At 65.1% G+C, this 14,590-nt stretch carries 12 protein-coding genes; 3 read left to right on the forward strand and 9 right to left on the reverse strand.

Annotated features, from left to right (window positions below):
• The first annotated feature begins 10 nt into the window (after window positions 1–10).
• A complete protein-coding gene (locus BWR02_RS07935) occupies window positions 11–1,441 on the forward strand; it encodes an RtcB family protein (protein WP_139557217.1) in 1,431 nt (476 codons plus the stop codon).
• Window positions 1,442–1,578: 137 nt separating this feature from the next.
• Here the strand turns inward: BWR02_RS07935 and BWR02_RS07940 are convergent, their stop codons facing one another.
• From BWR02_RS07940 to hyfB, 9 genes are all read right to left on the reverse strand, one after another.
• Window positions 1,579–2,094, reverse strand: coding sequence for an Hsp20/alpha crystallin family protein (locus tag BWR02_RS07940; RefSeq protein ID WP_139557218.1), 516 nt, complete (start codon window positions 2,092–2,094; stop codon window positions 1,579–1,581).
• 212 nt (window positions 2,095–2,306) lie between these two features.
• Window positions 2,307–3,698 (reverse strand): sigma-54-dependent transcriptional regulator, encoded by a 1,392-nt coding sequence (locus BWR02_RS07945; RefSeq protein ID WP_139557219.1) that lies wholly within the window; start codon window positions 3,696–3,698, stop codon window positions 2,307–2,309.
• Window positions 3,688–5,175, reverse strand: a complete 1,488-nt coding sequence (locus tag BWR02_RS07950) for a sensor histidine kinase (protein ID WP_236102036.1) — start codon at window positions 5,173–5,175, stop codon at window positions 3,688–3,690. Before BWR02_RS07950 ends, BWR02_RS07945 begins: the two co-directional genes overlap by 11 nt.
• An 83-nt stretch (window positions 5,176–5,258) precedes the next feature.
• Entirely contained in the window at window positions 5,259–5,771 is a 513-nt protein-coding gene (locus tag BWR02_RS07955) for an NADH-quinone oxidoreductase subunit B family protein (RefSeq protein WP_139557220.1), read from the reverse strand.
• Window positions 5,772–5,778: 7 nt separating this feature from the next.
• Window positions 5,779–7,392, reverse strand: a complete 1,614-nt coding sequence (locus tag BWR02_RS07960; protein ID WP_236102038.1) for a hydrogenase large subunit — start codon at window positions 7,390–7,392, stop codon at window positions 5,779–5,781.
• Window positions 7,393–7,445: 53 nt separating this feature from the next.
• The gene (locus BWR02_RS07965) at window positions 7,446–8,906 is read right to left on the reverse strand and encodes a hydrogenase 4 subunit F (RefSeq protein ID WP_139557221.1); all 1,461 of its coding nucleotides are present in this window, start codon (window positions 8,904–8,906) and stop codon (window positions 7,446–7,448) included.
• Window positions 8,906–9,583 carry a formate hydrogenlyase gene (locus BWR02_RS07970; protein WP_139557222.1) on the reverse strand — a complete coding sequence of 226 codons (678 nt, stop codon included), beginning with the start codon at window positions 9,581–9,583 and terminating at the stop codon, window positions 8,906–8,908. The genes BWR02_RS07965 and BWR02_RS07970 overlap by 1 nt, the downstream gene beginning before the upstream one ends.
• Window positions 9,583–10,524 (reverse strand): respiratory chain complex I subunit 1 family protein, encoded by a 942-nt coding sequence (locus BWR02_RS07975; protein WP_139557223.1) that lies wholly within the window; start codon window positions 10,522–10,524, stop codon window positions 9,583–9,585. The genes BWR02_RS07970 and BWR02_RS07975 overlap by 1 nt, the downstream gene beginning before the upstream one ends.
• A complete protein-coding gene (gene hyfB / locus BWR02_RS07980; protein WP_139557224.1) occupies window positions 10,521–12,644 on the reverse strand; it encodes a hydrogenase 4 subunit B in 2,124 nt (707 codons plus the stop codon). The genes BWR02_RS07975 and hyfB overlap by 4 nt, the downstream gene beginning before the upstream one ends.
• Before the next feature lie 528 nt (window positions 12,645–13,172).
• On the opposite strand from hyfB, the gene BWR02_RS21450 reads away from it, so the two are divergent.
• Both BWR02_RS21450 and BWR02_RS07985 read left to right on the forward strand, forming a co-directional pair.
• Window positions 13,173–13,295: a hypothetical protein gene (locus tag BWR02_RS21450; protein WP_268921403.1), complete on the forward strand. Its 123-nt coding sequence runs from the start codon at window positions 13,173–13,175 to the stop codon at window positions 13,293–13,295.
• A 199-nt stretch (window positions 13,296–13,494) separates the two neighbouring features.
• A complete protein-coding gene (locus BWR02_RS07985) occupies window positions 13,495–14,400 on the forward strand; it encodes a GGDEF domain-containing protein (protein ID WP_139557225.1) in 906 nt (301 codons plus the stop codon).
• Window positions 14,401–14,590 lie beyond the last annotated feature (190 nt).

A 14,590-nucleotide genomic window follows, 5' to 3' on the forward strand; every position in this document is an offset into this window, starting at 1 on the left:
AGCGGCGGCGATGGACACCGGTCGACTGGAACGCCTCTCGGAATGTGCGTGGCGCATCGCCCCCAGCGGCGGCATGCGGGTCCCGGCCGTCATCTACGCGGACGCGCCGCTGATCGAGGCCATGGATGACAAGGTCTTCGAGCAAATCACCAATGTCGCGAAGCTGCCGGGCATCGTCGGGGCCAGCTATGCGATGCCCGATGCCCACTGGGGCTACGGCTTTCCGATCGGCGGTGTCGCGGCCTTCGATGCATCGGAAGGCGGCGTCGTATCGGCCGGCGGCGTGGGCTTCGATATTTCCTGTGGCGTCAGGACCTTGCTGACGGGGCTCCGCCGGGATGCCATCGAAGCGGTCAAGGGTCAACTCGCCGATGCGCTCTATGCGGCGATTCCCGCCGGTCTGGGCAGCCAGGGCGACATCCGCCTGGACGACCGCGCTCTCGATGCCATGCTCGTGGGCGGGGCGCGATGGGCGGTGCAGCGCGGTTGGGGCACGCCGGAGGATCTCGAGCGCATCGAGGAACAGGGCTGCATGGCCGGCGCCGATCCGGCAGCGGTATCGGTTCGGGCCAAGGAACGGCAACGTAACGAAATGGGCACGCTCGGTTCGGGGAACCACTATCTCGAGGTGCAGGAGATTGCCGAGGTTCACGATGCCCCGACCGCGGCGCGTTTTGGCCTCGCGGTCGGGCAGGTCGTCGTGACCATCCACTGCGGCTCGCGCGGTCTCGGCCACCAGATCGGCACCGAGTTCCTGAAGTCCATGCAGACGGCGGCGGCGCAGGCCGGCATCCGTCTGCCCGATCGCGAACTCGGCTGTGCCCCGATCGATTCACCGGTGGGGCGTCAGTATCTGGGCGCGATGCGGGCCGGCATCAACTGCGCGCTCGCCAACCGGCAGATCCTGACGCATTTGACGCGGGCCATCTTCCAGCGCTTTTTCAACGGGGCCTCGCTCGACCTCCTTTACGACGTGTCTCACAACACCTGCAAGCTGGAGACTCATCCGGTAAACGGCAAGCCGCGGCCGCTCCATGTGCATCGCAAAGGTGCGACACGCGCCTTCGGGCCGGGCCATCCCGAGTTGCCCGAGGTTTTTCGCGAAACCGGACAGCCGGTGCTGATCGGCGGCTCGATGGGTACGGCCTCCTACATTCTCGCGGGCATGGCCGGTAACGCGAGGCTGTCCTACGCGTCCGCCTGTCATGGCGCCGGCCGCAGCATGAGCCGTCACCAGGCAACCCGCACCTGGAGCGGTCGGCAAGTCGTCGACACGCTGGCCGAGTGCGGAATTCTTATCAGGAGCCCGTCCTATCGGGGCGTCGCCGAGGAGGCGCCGGGTGCCTACAAGGATGTCGATGCCGTGGTGCTGGCCAGCGAGCGCGCCGGCCTCGCGCGGCTGGTGGCCCGCCTGAAGCCGGTCATCTGCATCAAGGGCTGAACGGCCGGGCGAGTGGGTTGCAGGTCTGCCCGGCCGCTCATGACCGCTGCGGTCGTCCGGGGCGGTTTGCCCGGACTTCGCGATACCGATGCAGGGGCGCAGCGCTGGCGGAAGCCGCCGGTAGCGCCCCGCCCGCTTCAGTCGATCCGGATCTTCTGGCGTTTTGCTCCGGGCGCCTTCGGCACCGTAATCTCCAGAATACCCTGGCTGAACGAGGCCTTTGCCTTGTCGCCTTCGACCGGGCCCGGCAGTCGGACGGTACGCTGGAATTCTCCCCGGCTCAGTTCCCGCCGGTAGTACTGCCCCTTCTCTTCCTTGGATTCGTGCTCCGCCGTCGCCTGTATCGTCAGCAGGTTGTCGTTGATCGAGACCTCGACATGGTCCTTCTCGACGCCCGGCAATTCCGCCTTGACGACGACCTCGTCGTCGCGGTCGATCACGTCGACTTTCGGCGAGCGCGCGCCGAAAGGTATCGGGATGTCGAGTTCGGACAAGCCGCGACGCAGGAAGGGCTGTATCCAGCCGCCGCGGGACAGGAATTCGTCGAACAGGTGTTCCATTTCCTCGAACGGACCGATCGCCGTGTGGCGTGCGGGCTGAACCTGAACCTGCTTCGAGGTTTCCTTGGTTTCTTTGTCGTCTTTCTTGGACATGGCGATGACTCCTTGCGTTTGGACTTGGCGTCTCCGTGTGTGCTCGCCGACGGCATGGCCTCAGTGCACGACAGGATGGTCATCATCATGAAATCGATGGCCGACGATCCGGTGGCCGAGCACAGAACACGCGGAGTAACAACCGTATACGCCGCCTCGCCTGGCCGAGTCAACGCTGTCTTTCGGCCTAACCGGTACGCGGCAATCGGGATTCAGACGGTGTCGCCGAGGCCGTATTTGCGGATGCGGTAACGCAGCGTCTCGCGCGTGGTGCCGAGGGCACGAGCGGCACCGGTCACGTTGCCGTCGTAGCGCTCCAGTACCGTGCGGATGATGTAGCAGTCCATGTCGTCGAGCGCCATGCTGCCGTCCAGGGGGATGCGCAGACTGTTCGCATCCCCCCCGGCGTCCGGTCCGGGGGGCGGCGCAACGCCCGGCAACTGCAGCCATTGTCCGGGAAAGACCGGCCCGTCGGAAAGCAGCACGCAACGCTCGACCACATTACGCAGTTCGCGGACATTGCCGGGCCAGTCATAGGCCCGGAGCTGAGCCCAGACCGGCTCCGGGACGCTTCTGACCTGCTTTCCCGAGGCGGCATTGAATTCGTCGATGAACAAGGGGACCAATTCTTCCAGGTCTTCCTTGCATTCGCGCAGGGCCGGCAGATGGAGCCGGAACACGCTGAGGCGGTGGTAGAGATCCTGGCGGAATTCACTGCGTCGGGCCATGTCCGCCAGATCGCGATGGCTGGCCGCGATGATCTGCACGTCGACAGCGATCTCTTTTTCCGAGCCCAGCCGCCGGAACTTGCGGTCCTCGATCGCCTTCAGCAGCTTGGCCTGAAGATCCAGGTGCAACTCGCCGATCTCATCCAGGAACAGCGTGCCGCCGTCGGCCTGCTCGAGCAGGCCGCGATGGCGGGCCGTCGCGCCCGTGAAAGCGCCGGCCTCGTGGCCGAACAGTTCCGATTCGAGCAGTTCGCGTGGCAGCGCGGCGCAGTTCAGTTCGATGATGGGACCCTTGGCCCGCTTGCCTCCGTAATGGAGCACGCGGGCCGCAAGTCCCTTGCCGGTCCCCGTCTCGCCGCTGATGATCAGGGTACTGAACGGCACGTCGGTCAGTCGGCTTAGCAGATCGCGCACCTGGCGTGCTGCCGCGCTGTGACCGATGTAGGCTTCGGCCGTGTACCGCCGGTGCTGATTCTGGGCCTGGTCGATCAGCCGGCGATGGGCGGATGCGGAGCGGACCGCACTCGCCATGACCAGATCGAGTCGTTCGAATTCGCAGGGCTTTTCGAGGAAGTCATAGGCGCCGAGCCGGAGCGCCCGGACGGAGTCAGGCACGCTGCCGTAGCCGGTCAGAAAGATCCACTCGGCGTAGGTCAAGCGTGCGGACAACTCTTCCATCAGGTCGAGCGCGTTGCCATCCGGCAGGTGCATGTCGGACAGGATCAGCAGCGGCTCGAAGCCCTTGATCCGGATCAGCTGGCGGGCGTCCTGCAGCGTTCGGGCCCACTCGACCTCCCAGCCGGTCCGGCTATAGTGGCGGGACAGTTCGGTGCCCAGCAGGGCTTCGTCTTCGATGATCAGCAGGCTATTCGGCATGAATCGGACCCTCTTCCACGGGGATCTGGAGCGTGACCTCTGCACCCTGGGGGAGCCGGTTGGCGAGCCTGAGCTGGCCACCGATGTCGCGTGCGAATCGCTGGACGATCGCGAGGCCCAGGCCCGTGCCCTGCTTCCGGCTGGTGGCAAAGGTCTGGATTCCGCCGGCGAGCAACTCCTGGCTGAAGCCGGGGCCATCATCGGAGACCGAGATGATGACAGAGCGATGGTCGCGCTGCGCGGTGATGACAATGTTGCCGGGATGGCTATCGATCGCCTGAGCAGCATTCAGGACTAGGTTCAGCAGGGCCTGGCGCAGCCGGCTCTCCGCGAGCCGGCACACGAGATCCGCCGGTACCTCGCTGCGAAGTTCGATATGGGACGGGATCTGGTAGCGGGTCAGGGCGACCAATTCCGAGACCAGCTTCGACAAGGCCACCGGGCGCGCCGGAGCCGGGCTTTGCTTGGCACGCTCCAGGAGGTCTGTCAGCAGGCGTGCCATCCGCTTCAGTTCCGAGGTGACCAGGTCGAGTCGTCGCGCGTGCTCGGCATTCTCGACTTCGCCACGCAGGTTGGCGCAGCTCATTTGAATCCCGGCCAGCGGGTTGCGCAGCTCGTGGGCGATGCCTGCGGCCAGCTCGCCCACGGCCGCCAGGCGCTCGGCCTGGGCCAGGCTGCGCTGCTGTTCGAGCAGCGCGCGCGTTGCCGCACGCACTTCGGCCTCCAGCGATTGCGTATGCATCCGCTTCACGCCCTCGAGTTCCGCCAGCCGCTTGACCATGTCGTTGTAGCTGTTGAAAACCGGCCGCAACAAGGGGTCGAGCCGCTGGGTTTCGATGGGGCTGAAGTCCTCTTCGGCCAACCGGATCAGCAGCACGCGCAGATCATTCAGCGGCGCCAGTATGCGGTGGCGGAGGAACAACCCGGCCAGCAGCAGGATGGCCGCCAACGTGGCGCTGGCCAGCGCGACTTCGTAGCGGGTGTCGCTGCTCAGATATTTCAGCATTTTTTCGCGCCGCGTCGTCTCCTCGTCCAGCGCCTGACTCATCAGTGTCATCGCCGACAGAAGCCGGGTGCGCGACGCTTCCGGCGAATCGCTGCCGTCACCGGGATCGGCCAGCGAGCGTTCCACGGACAGCAGGCGGGCGGGTGTTTCCGGGTCCAGGTGACGGTCGAACCGGACCAGTTCGCGAACCTGTTCGGAAATGCCCTGCAGCCGCCCCGTGTCGATCACCTGATTGTCGGCGATGTGTTCCAGCAGCGCGTTCTGCATGCTCAGGTTCGCCATCTGGATACGGTGCGAATAACGCACGTACGAGCCGAGCGACTCGAGCCGGGCCAGATTGCGCCAAATCATGCCGCTGAGGATGGCGAGGACGAGCAGCAATAGCCCCAGCAAGGCCCAGCCGCGCAGTTGGGCGGGATGGTAGATCAGGGATCGCACGGTTAGCAGCCCGTTGAGGGTACGTTCCGCCATTATACGAAGTCGTCGATGCCAGACATGGGACGGTCAACGGATGGCGCGCTTGGGGGTGTCGGGGTTTAAGCGGCGGGATGAGGCTAACGCCGGGTCAGAAACGTCAGCAGACCGCGCAACAGCGTCAAGGGCGTGGGCGGACAGCCGCGAATCACGGCATCGACCGGTAGGACATTCTCGATCGCGCCCAGGCTGGCATAGGACACGCCGAATTCGCCGCCGTCGGCCGCACAGGTACCGACGGCGATCACCCATTTCGGGTCCGGCGTCGCGTCGTAGGTGGCTTTCAGCGCATGCTGCATATGCCGCGACACCGGGCCTGTCACGAGCAGCAGGTCCGCATGGCGCGGTGAGGCCACGAAATGGACGCCGTAGCGCTCCAGGTCGTAGAAGGCGTTGTTCAGCGCATGGATTTCCAGCTCGCAGCCATTGCAGGAACCGGCGTCGACCTGGCGTATGGCCAGACTGCCACGGAAGCGCTGGTCGATGACCGTGCGCAGTTCGGCGCCGACTTCTTCCAGTTCGCTGTCGGAGTAGGGTCGCGCCGGTTCGGTGACGATGCCGACTCGGGCGATCTTCAGCAGAATGGATTTCATCTGGGCGCTACAGGTCGTGGCCGGAGTACGAACCGTTCACCGACTTGTTGCACAACGGGAAGTCGGGAACGATGTTGCCGTGTATCAGTTGTTCCAGCGCCGGCCAGTTGAACACGCTGGGATCGCGGGGATAGAACCGGGCCACGCGGCCTGTCGCGTCGAGGCGGACATAGCTCATGACCTCGCCGCGCCAGCCCTCGATGAGGCCGATGCCCTCGGTGGCGCGGCCGGGCGGCGCGAGATCCGCGAGTACGGGTCCCGGGTGCAGCCGGTCCAGCAACTGTTCGATGACCGCCAGCGAGGCGTTGATCTCGTCGTAGCGCACATTGAGCCGCGCGGCCACATCGCCCTCCGTCCGGAGGACAGCGGGCACGGTCACTTCGTCGTAAGGGGCATACGGACGCTCGCGACGCAGGTCGGTGTCGAAGCCGCTGGCGCGACCGACGTAGCCCAGGCAGCCAAGGTCGCGCGCAGCCTCGAAACTCAGATGCCCGGCGCCCACCAGCCTGTCCTGCAACGAGTGATTGGCGTCGAGAATCGGACGGAGTTCGTCGAGTTCGCGCCTCAGGGCCGCGATATGATCCCGCATGGCTCCTGCGTCGGTTTCAGCCAGATCGTGGGCGACACCGCCGGGCACGACGAGGTCCATCAGCAGCCGATGGCCGAACCAAGCCGCGTTGTCGCGCAGCCATTGTTCTCGCAACCGACTGAACTGGTAATTCGCAAAGGGGAAGCCGACGTCGTTGCAGATCGCGCCGATGTCGCCGAGATGGTTCGCGATCCGTTCGCGTTCGGTGAGGATGCCCCTCAGACGGAACGCGCGCAGCGGTATCACCTTGCCCAGCGCCTGTTCCATCGCCATGCAGGCGGCCCAGGCGTGGGCGACAGTCGAGTCGCCCGAGACGCGGCCGGCGAGGCGTGCGACGCTTTCGGGGTCACGGCCCTCGGCGATCTTCTCGATGCCCTTGTGGACGTAGCCGAGCCGCTCCTCGAGATTCAACATCGTCTCGCCGACCGCGAGAAACCGGAAGTGCCCTGGTTCAATGATCCCGGCATGCACGGGCCCGACGGGTATCTCGTAGACCTCGGGCGAGGGGCTGGCCAGGAACGGGTAATCGGCGTCCGGGGGCGTTGCCGGAGCCGGGTCGCCGGCCGCGGAAAAGGCCTTGCGGAGTGGAAAAGTGTCAGGTGGCCAGGCCTGATGCCGAGTCCAGCGGCGCGGGTCCGGATGGCCCTTGAACGTCACGCCGTACAGGTCGGCAGCATGCCGTTCGATGCGGTCCGCTGCGGGGAACGCATGAGCCTGGGAGGGCAGCGACAGATCCGGCGGTTCCAGGTGGGTGCGTAGCACTAGGAGTCCGCCGTGCTTCATTAACGCAGCATGGGCGCGTAGCTGCCCATTGCCCAGGTCATCCAGCCACAGCCCGGCCCAGCGAGCCTGACGACGATGCGCTGCGCGGGCCACGCGCTCCCAGTCATGGGAACCGACTTCCCATAGATGCGCCGGCAGCAGTGCCGAGCCGGTGCCGTCCCGAATAGCGACCCCCTGAGCCTGGAGTTCCCGGTTCAGCTCGATCATCCACGCGCGATGCGCGTCGCTCAGCGGTGCCCAGACATCCATAACGTCCTCCTGCATGGGGCAATAGACGGCGTGCCGGTGATAAACCGGATACCTCACAGCGGCCGGTCACCGGCGATCAGCTGCGTGGCCTGGTTGAACCACTCGGCGAGGCCGCTCGGGATCGCGAGGCCCAGCCACAGCACGATGGCGAGGTGGGCGAACACCGGCCAGACGTTGGCGGTGACGGGGTGCTGGCCTTCGGGTAACGGCCCGTAGACCATGGGATGCAAATGCCGGAACAGACCCGCGAAGGCGACGCCGATGCCGATCAGCAAGAGCGGAGTCAGCCACGGATAGCTCTGCATCGTCGCCAGCAGCAACAGGAACTCGCTGGTAAAGACGCCGAAGGGCGGGAAACCGGCAATCGCGAGCGTGCCGATCAGCAGGCCCCAACCGATGGCAGGTTGCGTCCGGATCAGGCCGCGGATGTGCTCGATCCGCTGGGTGCCGGCAATTTGCGAGGCGTGGCCGACGGTCACGAAGATGGCCGACTTCGTCAATGAATGCACCGTCATGTGCAACAGGGCCGCAAAGGTCGCCAGCGGCCCGCCGACGCCGAAGGCGAAGGTCATTGCGCCCATATGCTCGATCGACGAGTAGCTGAACAGGCGCTTGATGTCTTTCTGACGATGCAGGAACAGCGCCGCCACGAGGAAGGACAACAGGCCGAAGCCCATCATCATGTAGCCGGCCGCCGGTGTATGCGTCGCGCCGTCGACCAGCATCTTGCAGCGCACGATCGCATACAGGGCATCGTTGAGCAGCAGCCCGGACAGGATGGCCGACATCGGGGTCGGGCCTTCGGAGTGCGCGTCGGGCAGCCAGTTATGCATCGGGACGAGGCCGGTCTTCGTGCCGTAGCCCACCAGCAGAAAGACGAAGGCGAGCGTCAGCACCTCGGGATTGAGCTCGGCCGAATGTTCATACAACCAGGACCAGGTCAGGGCATGCTCACCTGCGTTCGGCAGCTGTTCGGCAGCGAAGTACAGCAGCACGGTGCCGAACAGGGCCTGGGCGATGCCGAGTCCGCACAGGATGAAATACTTCCACGCCGCCTCGATGGATTCGGGCGTCCGGTAGAGTCCGACCAACAGCACCGTGGCGAGCGTGGCGCCTTCCATCGCGACCCACATCAGGCCCATGTTGTTGGCGGTCAACACCAGAAACATGGCCAGCATGAAGCCCTGGTACATCGCGTGGTAGAGCCGCAAGCCTCCCTCGGTCAGGCGACCGTGGCCCTGCTCGTGCTCCATGTAGGGCGCCGAGAACAGCGACGTCGTGAAGCCGATGAAGGCCGTCAGGACGATCAGGTAGACGTTGAAGGCGTCCACCCGGAGCATCCCGTCGGCGCTTTCCGCGGGACCGCTGCCCCAGACCTGTCCGGCCAGCAGCAGGCTGACCGCCAGCATCGCAGCGTTCACATAGACATTGATCCGGCCTGCCCTGACGCGGTGACCGAGCAGCGTCATCGCCAACATGCCCATCAGCGGAACCCACAGCAGCAGCGAGATCATCAACGTTCCACCTCATGCAGCCGGTTCAACTGATCGACGTCGAGGGAGTCGATGCTGGAGCGGATGTGAAAGAAGAACACGCCGAACAGGACGGCGGCGACCAGCACGTCGAAGGCGACGCCGAGTTCGACCACCATCGGCATGCCGCTGGTCGCGGTGACTGCGGCGAAGAACAGACCGTTTTCGATCGACATGAACCCCACGACGTGGGTAACCGCCTGGCGGCGGGAGATCATCAGCAGCATTCCCAGCAGCACGACCGCGAAACTGACGGCGATGGCGTTCCGTGACGCCAGCGTCGAGAGCTGCTCTATCGGTAGCACGACGTAGTAGCTGAACAACACCAGCGCCGAGGCGGCCATCATCACGTAGGCCGGATACACCAGCGATTCGACCTCGCGGTGGATATCCAGCTGGATGATCCAGCGGCGCAGCATCAGCGGGATCAAGACAGCCTTGATCAGCAGCGTCATCAGCGCGGACGCGTAAAGGTGGGGATAGTGCAGGTTGAACGCGACCAGCGCCGTGGTCAGAGCCAGCAACAGTCCCTGCCAGGCGAACAGGCCGACGAGCGGAAACAGGCGCCGCTGCGCCAGCATCAGGAACGACGTGAAGACGACGAGCGCGGCGAGGAACAGCACCGCCTGTTCGAAGATCGTCTGCTGCATCAGGCCCATCAGTTCACCTCCAGGATCACGTGGCTCAACATGCCGAGCAGGCTGAGGAGATAAGCGAATCCCAGAAATTCCTGGTAGCGGAACACCCGCATCTTCGCGAACAGAGTCTCGCTGATGGGCAGGGCGATGCCGAGCACAGCCAGTTTGCCGATGATGGATGCGAAACCGAGGGCGAGATCACGCGGTGTCAGGCTCTCGGCTATGCCCCACGGCAGGAAAATGTTGGCGATCAGCACGCCGTAGAGCATCAGCTTGATCTGGTTCGCCCATTCGATCAGCGCAAGGTAGCGGCCGCTGTATTCGAGCACCATGGCCTCGTGCACCATGGTCAGCTCCAGATGGGTCGCGGGGTTGTCGACCGGAATACGGCCGGTCTCGGCGATACCGACCAGCATCAATCCCGCCAGCGCGAACACGAACGACGGTCGCAGCACCAGACCCGTCTGGAGGACCCAGTCGATGGCCTGCGACAGGTTCGTCGTCGCGGCGCTCATCGCCAGCGTGAACACGGCCATCAACATCGCCGGCTCGGCCAGCGAGGCGATCATCATTTCCCGCGAGGAACCCATGCCTCCGAACGCCGTTCCGAGGTCGAGTCCGGCCAGGGTCAGGAAGAAGCGTCCCAGGGCGAAGAAGCCGACCAGTACGATCAGGTCCGCCACCTTGGCCGTGGGCAGGTGGGCGATGGCGAACGGCACGATGCCTGCGGCGAACACGGCGGTGACGAACACGACGAACGGCGCCGCCTCGAAGATCCACGACGCGGTATCGGCGATCATCGGCCGCTTGCGGAACAACTTCGCGAGATCGCGGTAAGGCTGCACCAGCGGTGGTGGACGGCGGTTTTGCAGGAGGCACTTGACCCATTTGACCCAGCCGGCGAACAGGGGGGCCAGCAAGATGAACAACGCCGTTTCGACGATCGAGGTTAGCCAGTTCATGCGCTCACCATCGCCAGCAGGGCGAGCAATGTAAAAAAGGAATAGGCGATGTAGGTGCGGATGTTCCCCGTCTGGATGCGCCCGATCTGGCGCGCGGCCCCTTCGACCCCGTGCGCCAGCGGCAGATAGCCATGACGCCAGGAGCGGTCGCCGATCCGCAGTTCGAAGTCCAGTGCGGCGGGAGTCAGCAACGCATGCCCGCGATCCTCACGGGTCGCCCGTTCATCGATCTCGTACAAGGGACTGAACACGCGCCGTAAGGGCTGGCTGAACGCGGTCGACGTGTACTGCATGCGGGCATCGAGACCGCCGAAACCGCAGTCCCAGCGCGGCCGATCCCGCACCGGCGCCAGTTTAGGTGTGCGCAGCAGCCGGAAGCTGACCCAGGCGGCGAGCGCGCAGGCCAGCAGCACCAACGGCGCGGAGTAAGACGCGACGCGAGACGACACCGGGGTCAGCCAGAGCCAGCCATTGGCGTAGGCGCTGGCCAGATCGTTACCCAGCAGGGTGCGGCTGATGGGTCCCAAGGCAGCGATGACCTGACCCGGGAGAACCCCGAGCAATACACACAGCGCGGCCAGCAATGCCGGCCCGGCAAACATGCCCCGGTGCAAGGGCTCGCCGGCGTGGGCCGCATGGCGCGAGCGGGGCGCCCCGAGAAAGCCGATGCCGTACGCCTTCACGAAGGCGGCGGCGGTGACTGCACCGGTGAAGGCAAGCAGGGCCGCGGCGACCGGCACGAAGCTACGCAGAATGCCGCTGTCGAGCGCGGAAGCCTGCAGCGCGGTCTGGAACGTCAGCCACTCCGACACGAAACCGTTCAAGGGGGGCAGGCCCGAGATGGCGATGCACCCGACCAGCATGATGAACGAGGTGCGAGGCAGCCGCTTGATCAACCCGCCCAGCCGCTCGAGACTGGACTCGTGAGTCTGGTGCAGGATCGTCCCCGCCTGCAGGAACAACAGGGTCTTGAACATGGCATGGTTCAGTACATGGTAAAGCGCGGCAATCAGGCCGATCGCCGCCAGTTCGCCGTGACCCTTGGCAAAGAAGATCATGGACAGGCCGAAGCCCATGAATACGATGCCGATGTTCTCGATCGAGGAATACGCCAGCAGGCGCTTCAGATTGTTTTGCTGAAACGCGTACAAGGCCCCGAGCACTGCGGACACCGTTCCGAGCAGCAGGGTCGTCGCGCCCCACTGCCACTGGATCTCGCCCAGAATGTCGAAGACGAAACGCAGGAAACCGTACACGGCAACCTTCAGCATGACCCCGCTCATCAATGCCGAGACATGCGACGGCGCCACGGGATGCGCTTCGGGCAGCCAGGCATGCAGCGGCACCAGTCCGGCCTTCATGCCGAAACCGATCAGGGCCAGAGCGAACGCAATGCTGGCCCAGGTCGGCGACAGCGGTGCCGCACGCAGGGCGTCGAAAGTGAAGCTGTGGGCCGACGCGAACGCGGCCACGATGCCGTAGGCCAGGATCAGCGCGATCGCGCCGACGACGGCCATCAGCAGATACAGGAACGAGGCCCGCCGATTGGCGGCGTGTTCGTGCTGAAAGGCAACCAGGGCATAGCTGGCCACCGACATCAGTTCCCAGGCGATCATGAACAGGAAGGCGTCGTCGGCCAACACGACCAGTTCCATGCCCGCGACGAACACGCCAGTGCAGAAGCCGAGTGTCGCAAAGGAGTGTCCGCTGTGCCGGAAAGATCGGACATAGCCCGGACCGTAGAGCGCGACCGCGAACACGCCCAGGCCGATCACGCCCAGAAAGAACCCGGCCAGGGGATCCAGGCGCAGGTGCCACGCCAGCCATGGCAGGCCCAGCGGGAGTTGATCGACCCGCGTCTGGCCGGCCAGCAGCGTTACGCAACCCGCCACCAGACTGGCGAGCCCCGAGCCGGCGAGCAGACCGAACGCGGCATACTCGACTGCGGACTTGAAGCGCTGTTCGTCGAGCTGAGCCGTCCGGTCCCGCGGCCGGCGGCGTGCCCAGTGGGCAAGAAAGCGGACGACCAAACCACGGCTCTGTTCGGCGTCGATCTGAACGAGCGGGAGCGCTGCCGACAGCAGGGCGCCAAGCAGTGCGACAGTGGCCAAGACGAGCATGAATCTCCTGAAAGGCGGTCTGCGGAGGGACGGTTCGTGCGTTGCCGCAGGGGCGCGGCAGTTCTGGCCTCGGCGCGTGGACGGGAGCGCCTCGACGATTGGGGCGGCGGTCAGCGGAGCCTCGGGGCCTGCACGGTGAGGCGTTTGCAGTGTTCGTGCCACACCACCGACACGGTGCTAACAGACTGTTATCGAAGTGAATCCTGAGACATGACGAGGATCCTGCTCGGAGTGATCAGGTTGTTATGAACCGAGCGCCGTGGATGCGCGGGGGTCTTCCACCGATGACTCAGTGGCTGAGCACAAGGTTTTCGGTTCCTGGGCCCAGGTGGTCGAGACCACAGGGACGCAGCGGGGAATCGGGGGTCCGCGGTGGTGCCTTTCCACCACTCCCTGGTGTGCGCCCCGGTAAAGTGTCCGCAAACGTATGAAAAAAGACATAATGGGCGATGGTTTCGATCTTGCTTATGAATCGGGTGTCCGGCGTTCGCCGCGTTGATTGTGTTTTGGCCGCTGAGGAGCCCGTGTATGTCCACCTTGAACGCATTTGTCGAAAGATTGAGCGCTGCAGCAGCCGAGGACTCGGAGCAGTTCGCGACCTATGTGCTGACCGCGTTCATGGCGGTGCTGGCGCTGATCGTGCTGCTCTGACGCGTCGTGATGCAGGGGTTGATCCCTGCTCCGACGCGCTCGCGGGTGCCCCTCGCGGCGCCCCCCCAATCGGACCGAGTGCGCCGCCGGCATCTGCTAGCCGTGCGGTCGTGCGCTGGCCGTTCGCATCGGTTGCCTGGCTAGGCATGCGCCCCGGCTGCCCAGTTCGACCCGGAATGGCGCGGATGGAAACCGAGTCATGACGATGGTCACCCCGGCGAAGCGGGCACAGTCCGAGATCCCGCGCTATCGCATCCTGGCGCTGGCGACCGCGGCGCTGTTGCTCGTGGCTGCGGGCGAGCGATGGGTGGGCGGTGACATCGATCTCACGCTGCTCTACCTCGGACCGGTGGGTGGGACAGCCTGGTACGGAGGGAACGCGGCCGGTCGTGTCATCGCCGCCCTGTCGCCGTTGGCGCCGCTTGCCTTCGGTTCCTGGGCAGAGGTGCTGTCGACGCCCGCGTGGCCCCTGTTGGCGAATGCAGCGCTGCAGTGTGTGCTGTTGTTGATCTTCGTAGAGTGGGTGGTGCGGCTGCGGTGTCGTCTGGCCTCTCAGCAGTCCTTGGTAAGGACGGATCCTCTGACCGGGGTCTTGAATAGCCATACCTTTCTCGAGGAACTGCAACACCGTCTCGATCTCGCCGCGCGCGGCGGTCAGAGCATCGCCATTGCCTATCTCGATCTCGACGACTTCAAGCTGATCAACGACATACACGGTCATCTGGCTGGGGACCAGACGCTGGGCGTGGTTGCCCGGACGATGGCCGCAGCGCTGCGGCGTACCGATCTCATAGCCAGGATGGGCGGCGACGAGTTCGCCTGCCTGTTCAGCGGAGTGGACCTCGCAGGGGCCGAGGTGGCCATCGACAAGCTGCGGCAGGCCATTCTGCATTCGCCGGGACCTCACGGCATGGTCACGACCAGTGTGGGCTGCACCGTCATCGCCGCGCATCGACCGGATGCCGTCGCCGCCTTGAGTACCGCCGAGCGCCTGATGTACCTGGCCAAGGCGCGGGGCAAGAACTGCGTCGTGTTCCGCGACCATCACGACTCGCCCGCTGACTTAGCGGATTCCGCGTCGGTCTTGCCGCAAACCTTGTCGTGATGTGACGCCCCCCGGGTGCCCCGTCGGCATCGCGCAAGCCGTTGCGCGACGTGTCGTTCCCGGTCCTGGTTGCAGGGCGAAGCCGGTGTGACGTGTCGGCATGCACCCGGCTGTCCGGTGACTGTCGTCAACTTCTTGCGCCGTGCGCCAGGTCGTCGCCGACTGTAAAAATTGCGTCCAATTCCTTATG

Origin of the sequence: Methylotetracoccus oryzae, assembly GCF_006175985.1 — a bacterium.
Classification (GTDB): domain Bacteria; phylum Pseudomonadota; class Gammaproteobacteria; order Methylococcales; family Methylococcaceae; genus Methylotetracoccus; species Methylotetracoccus oryzae.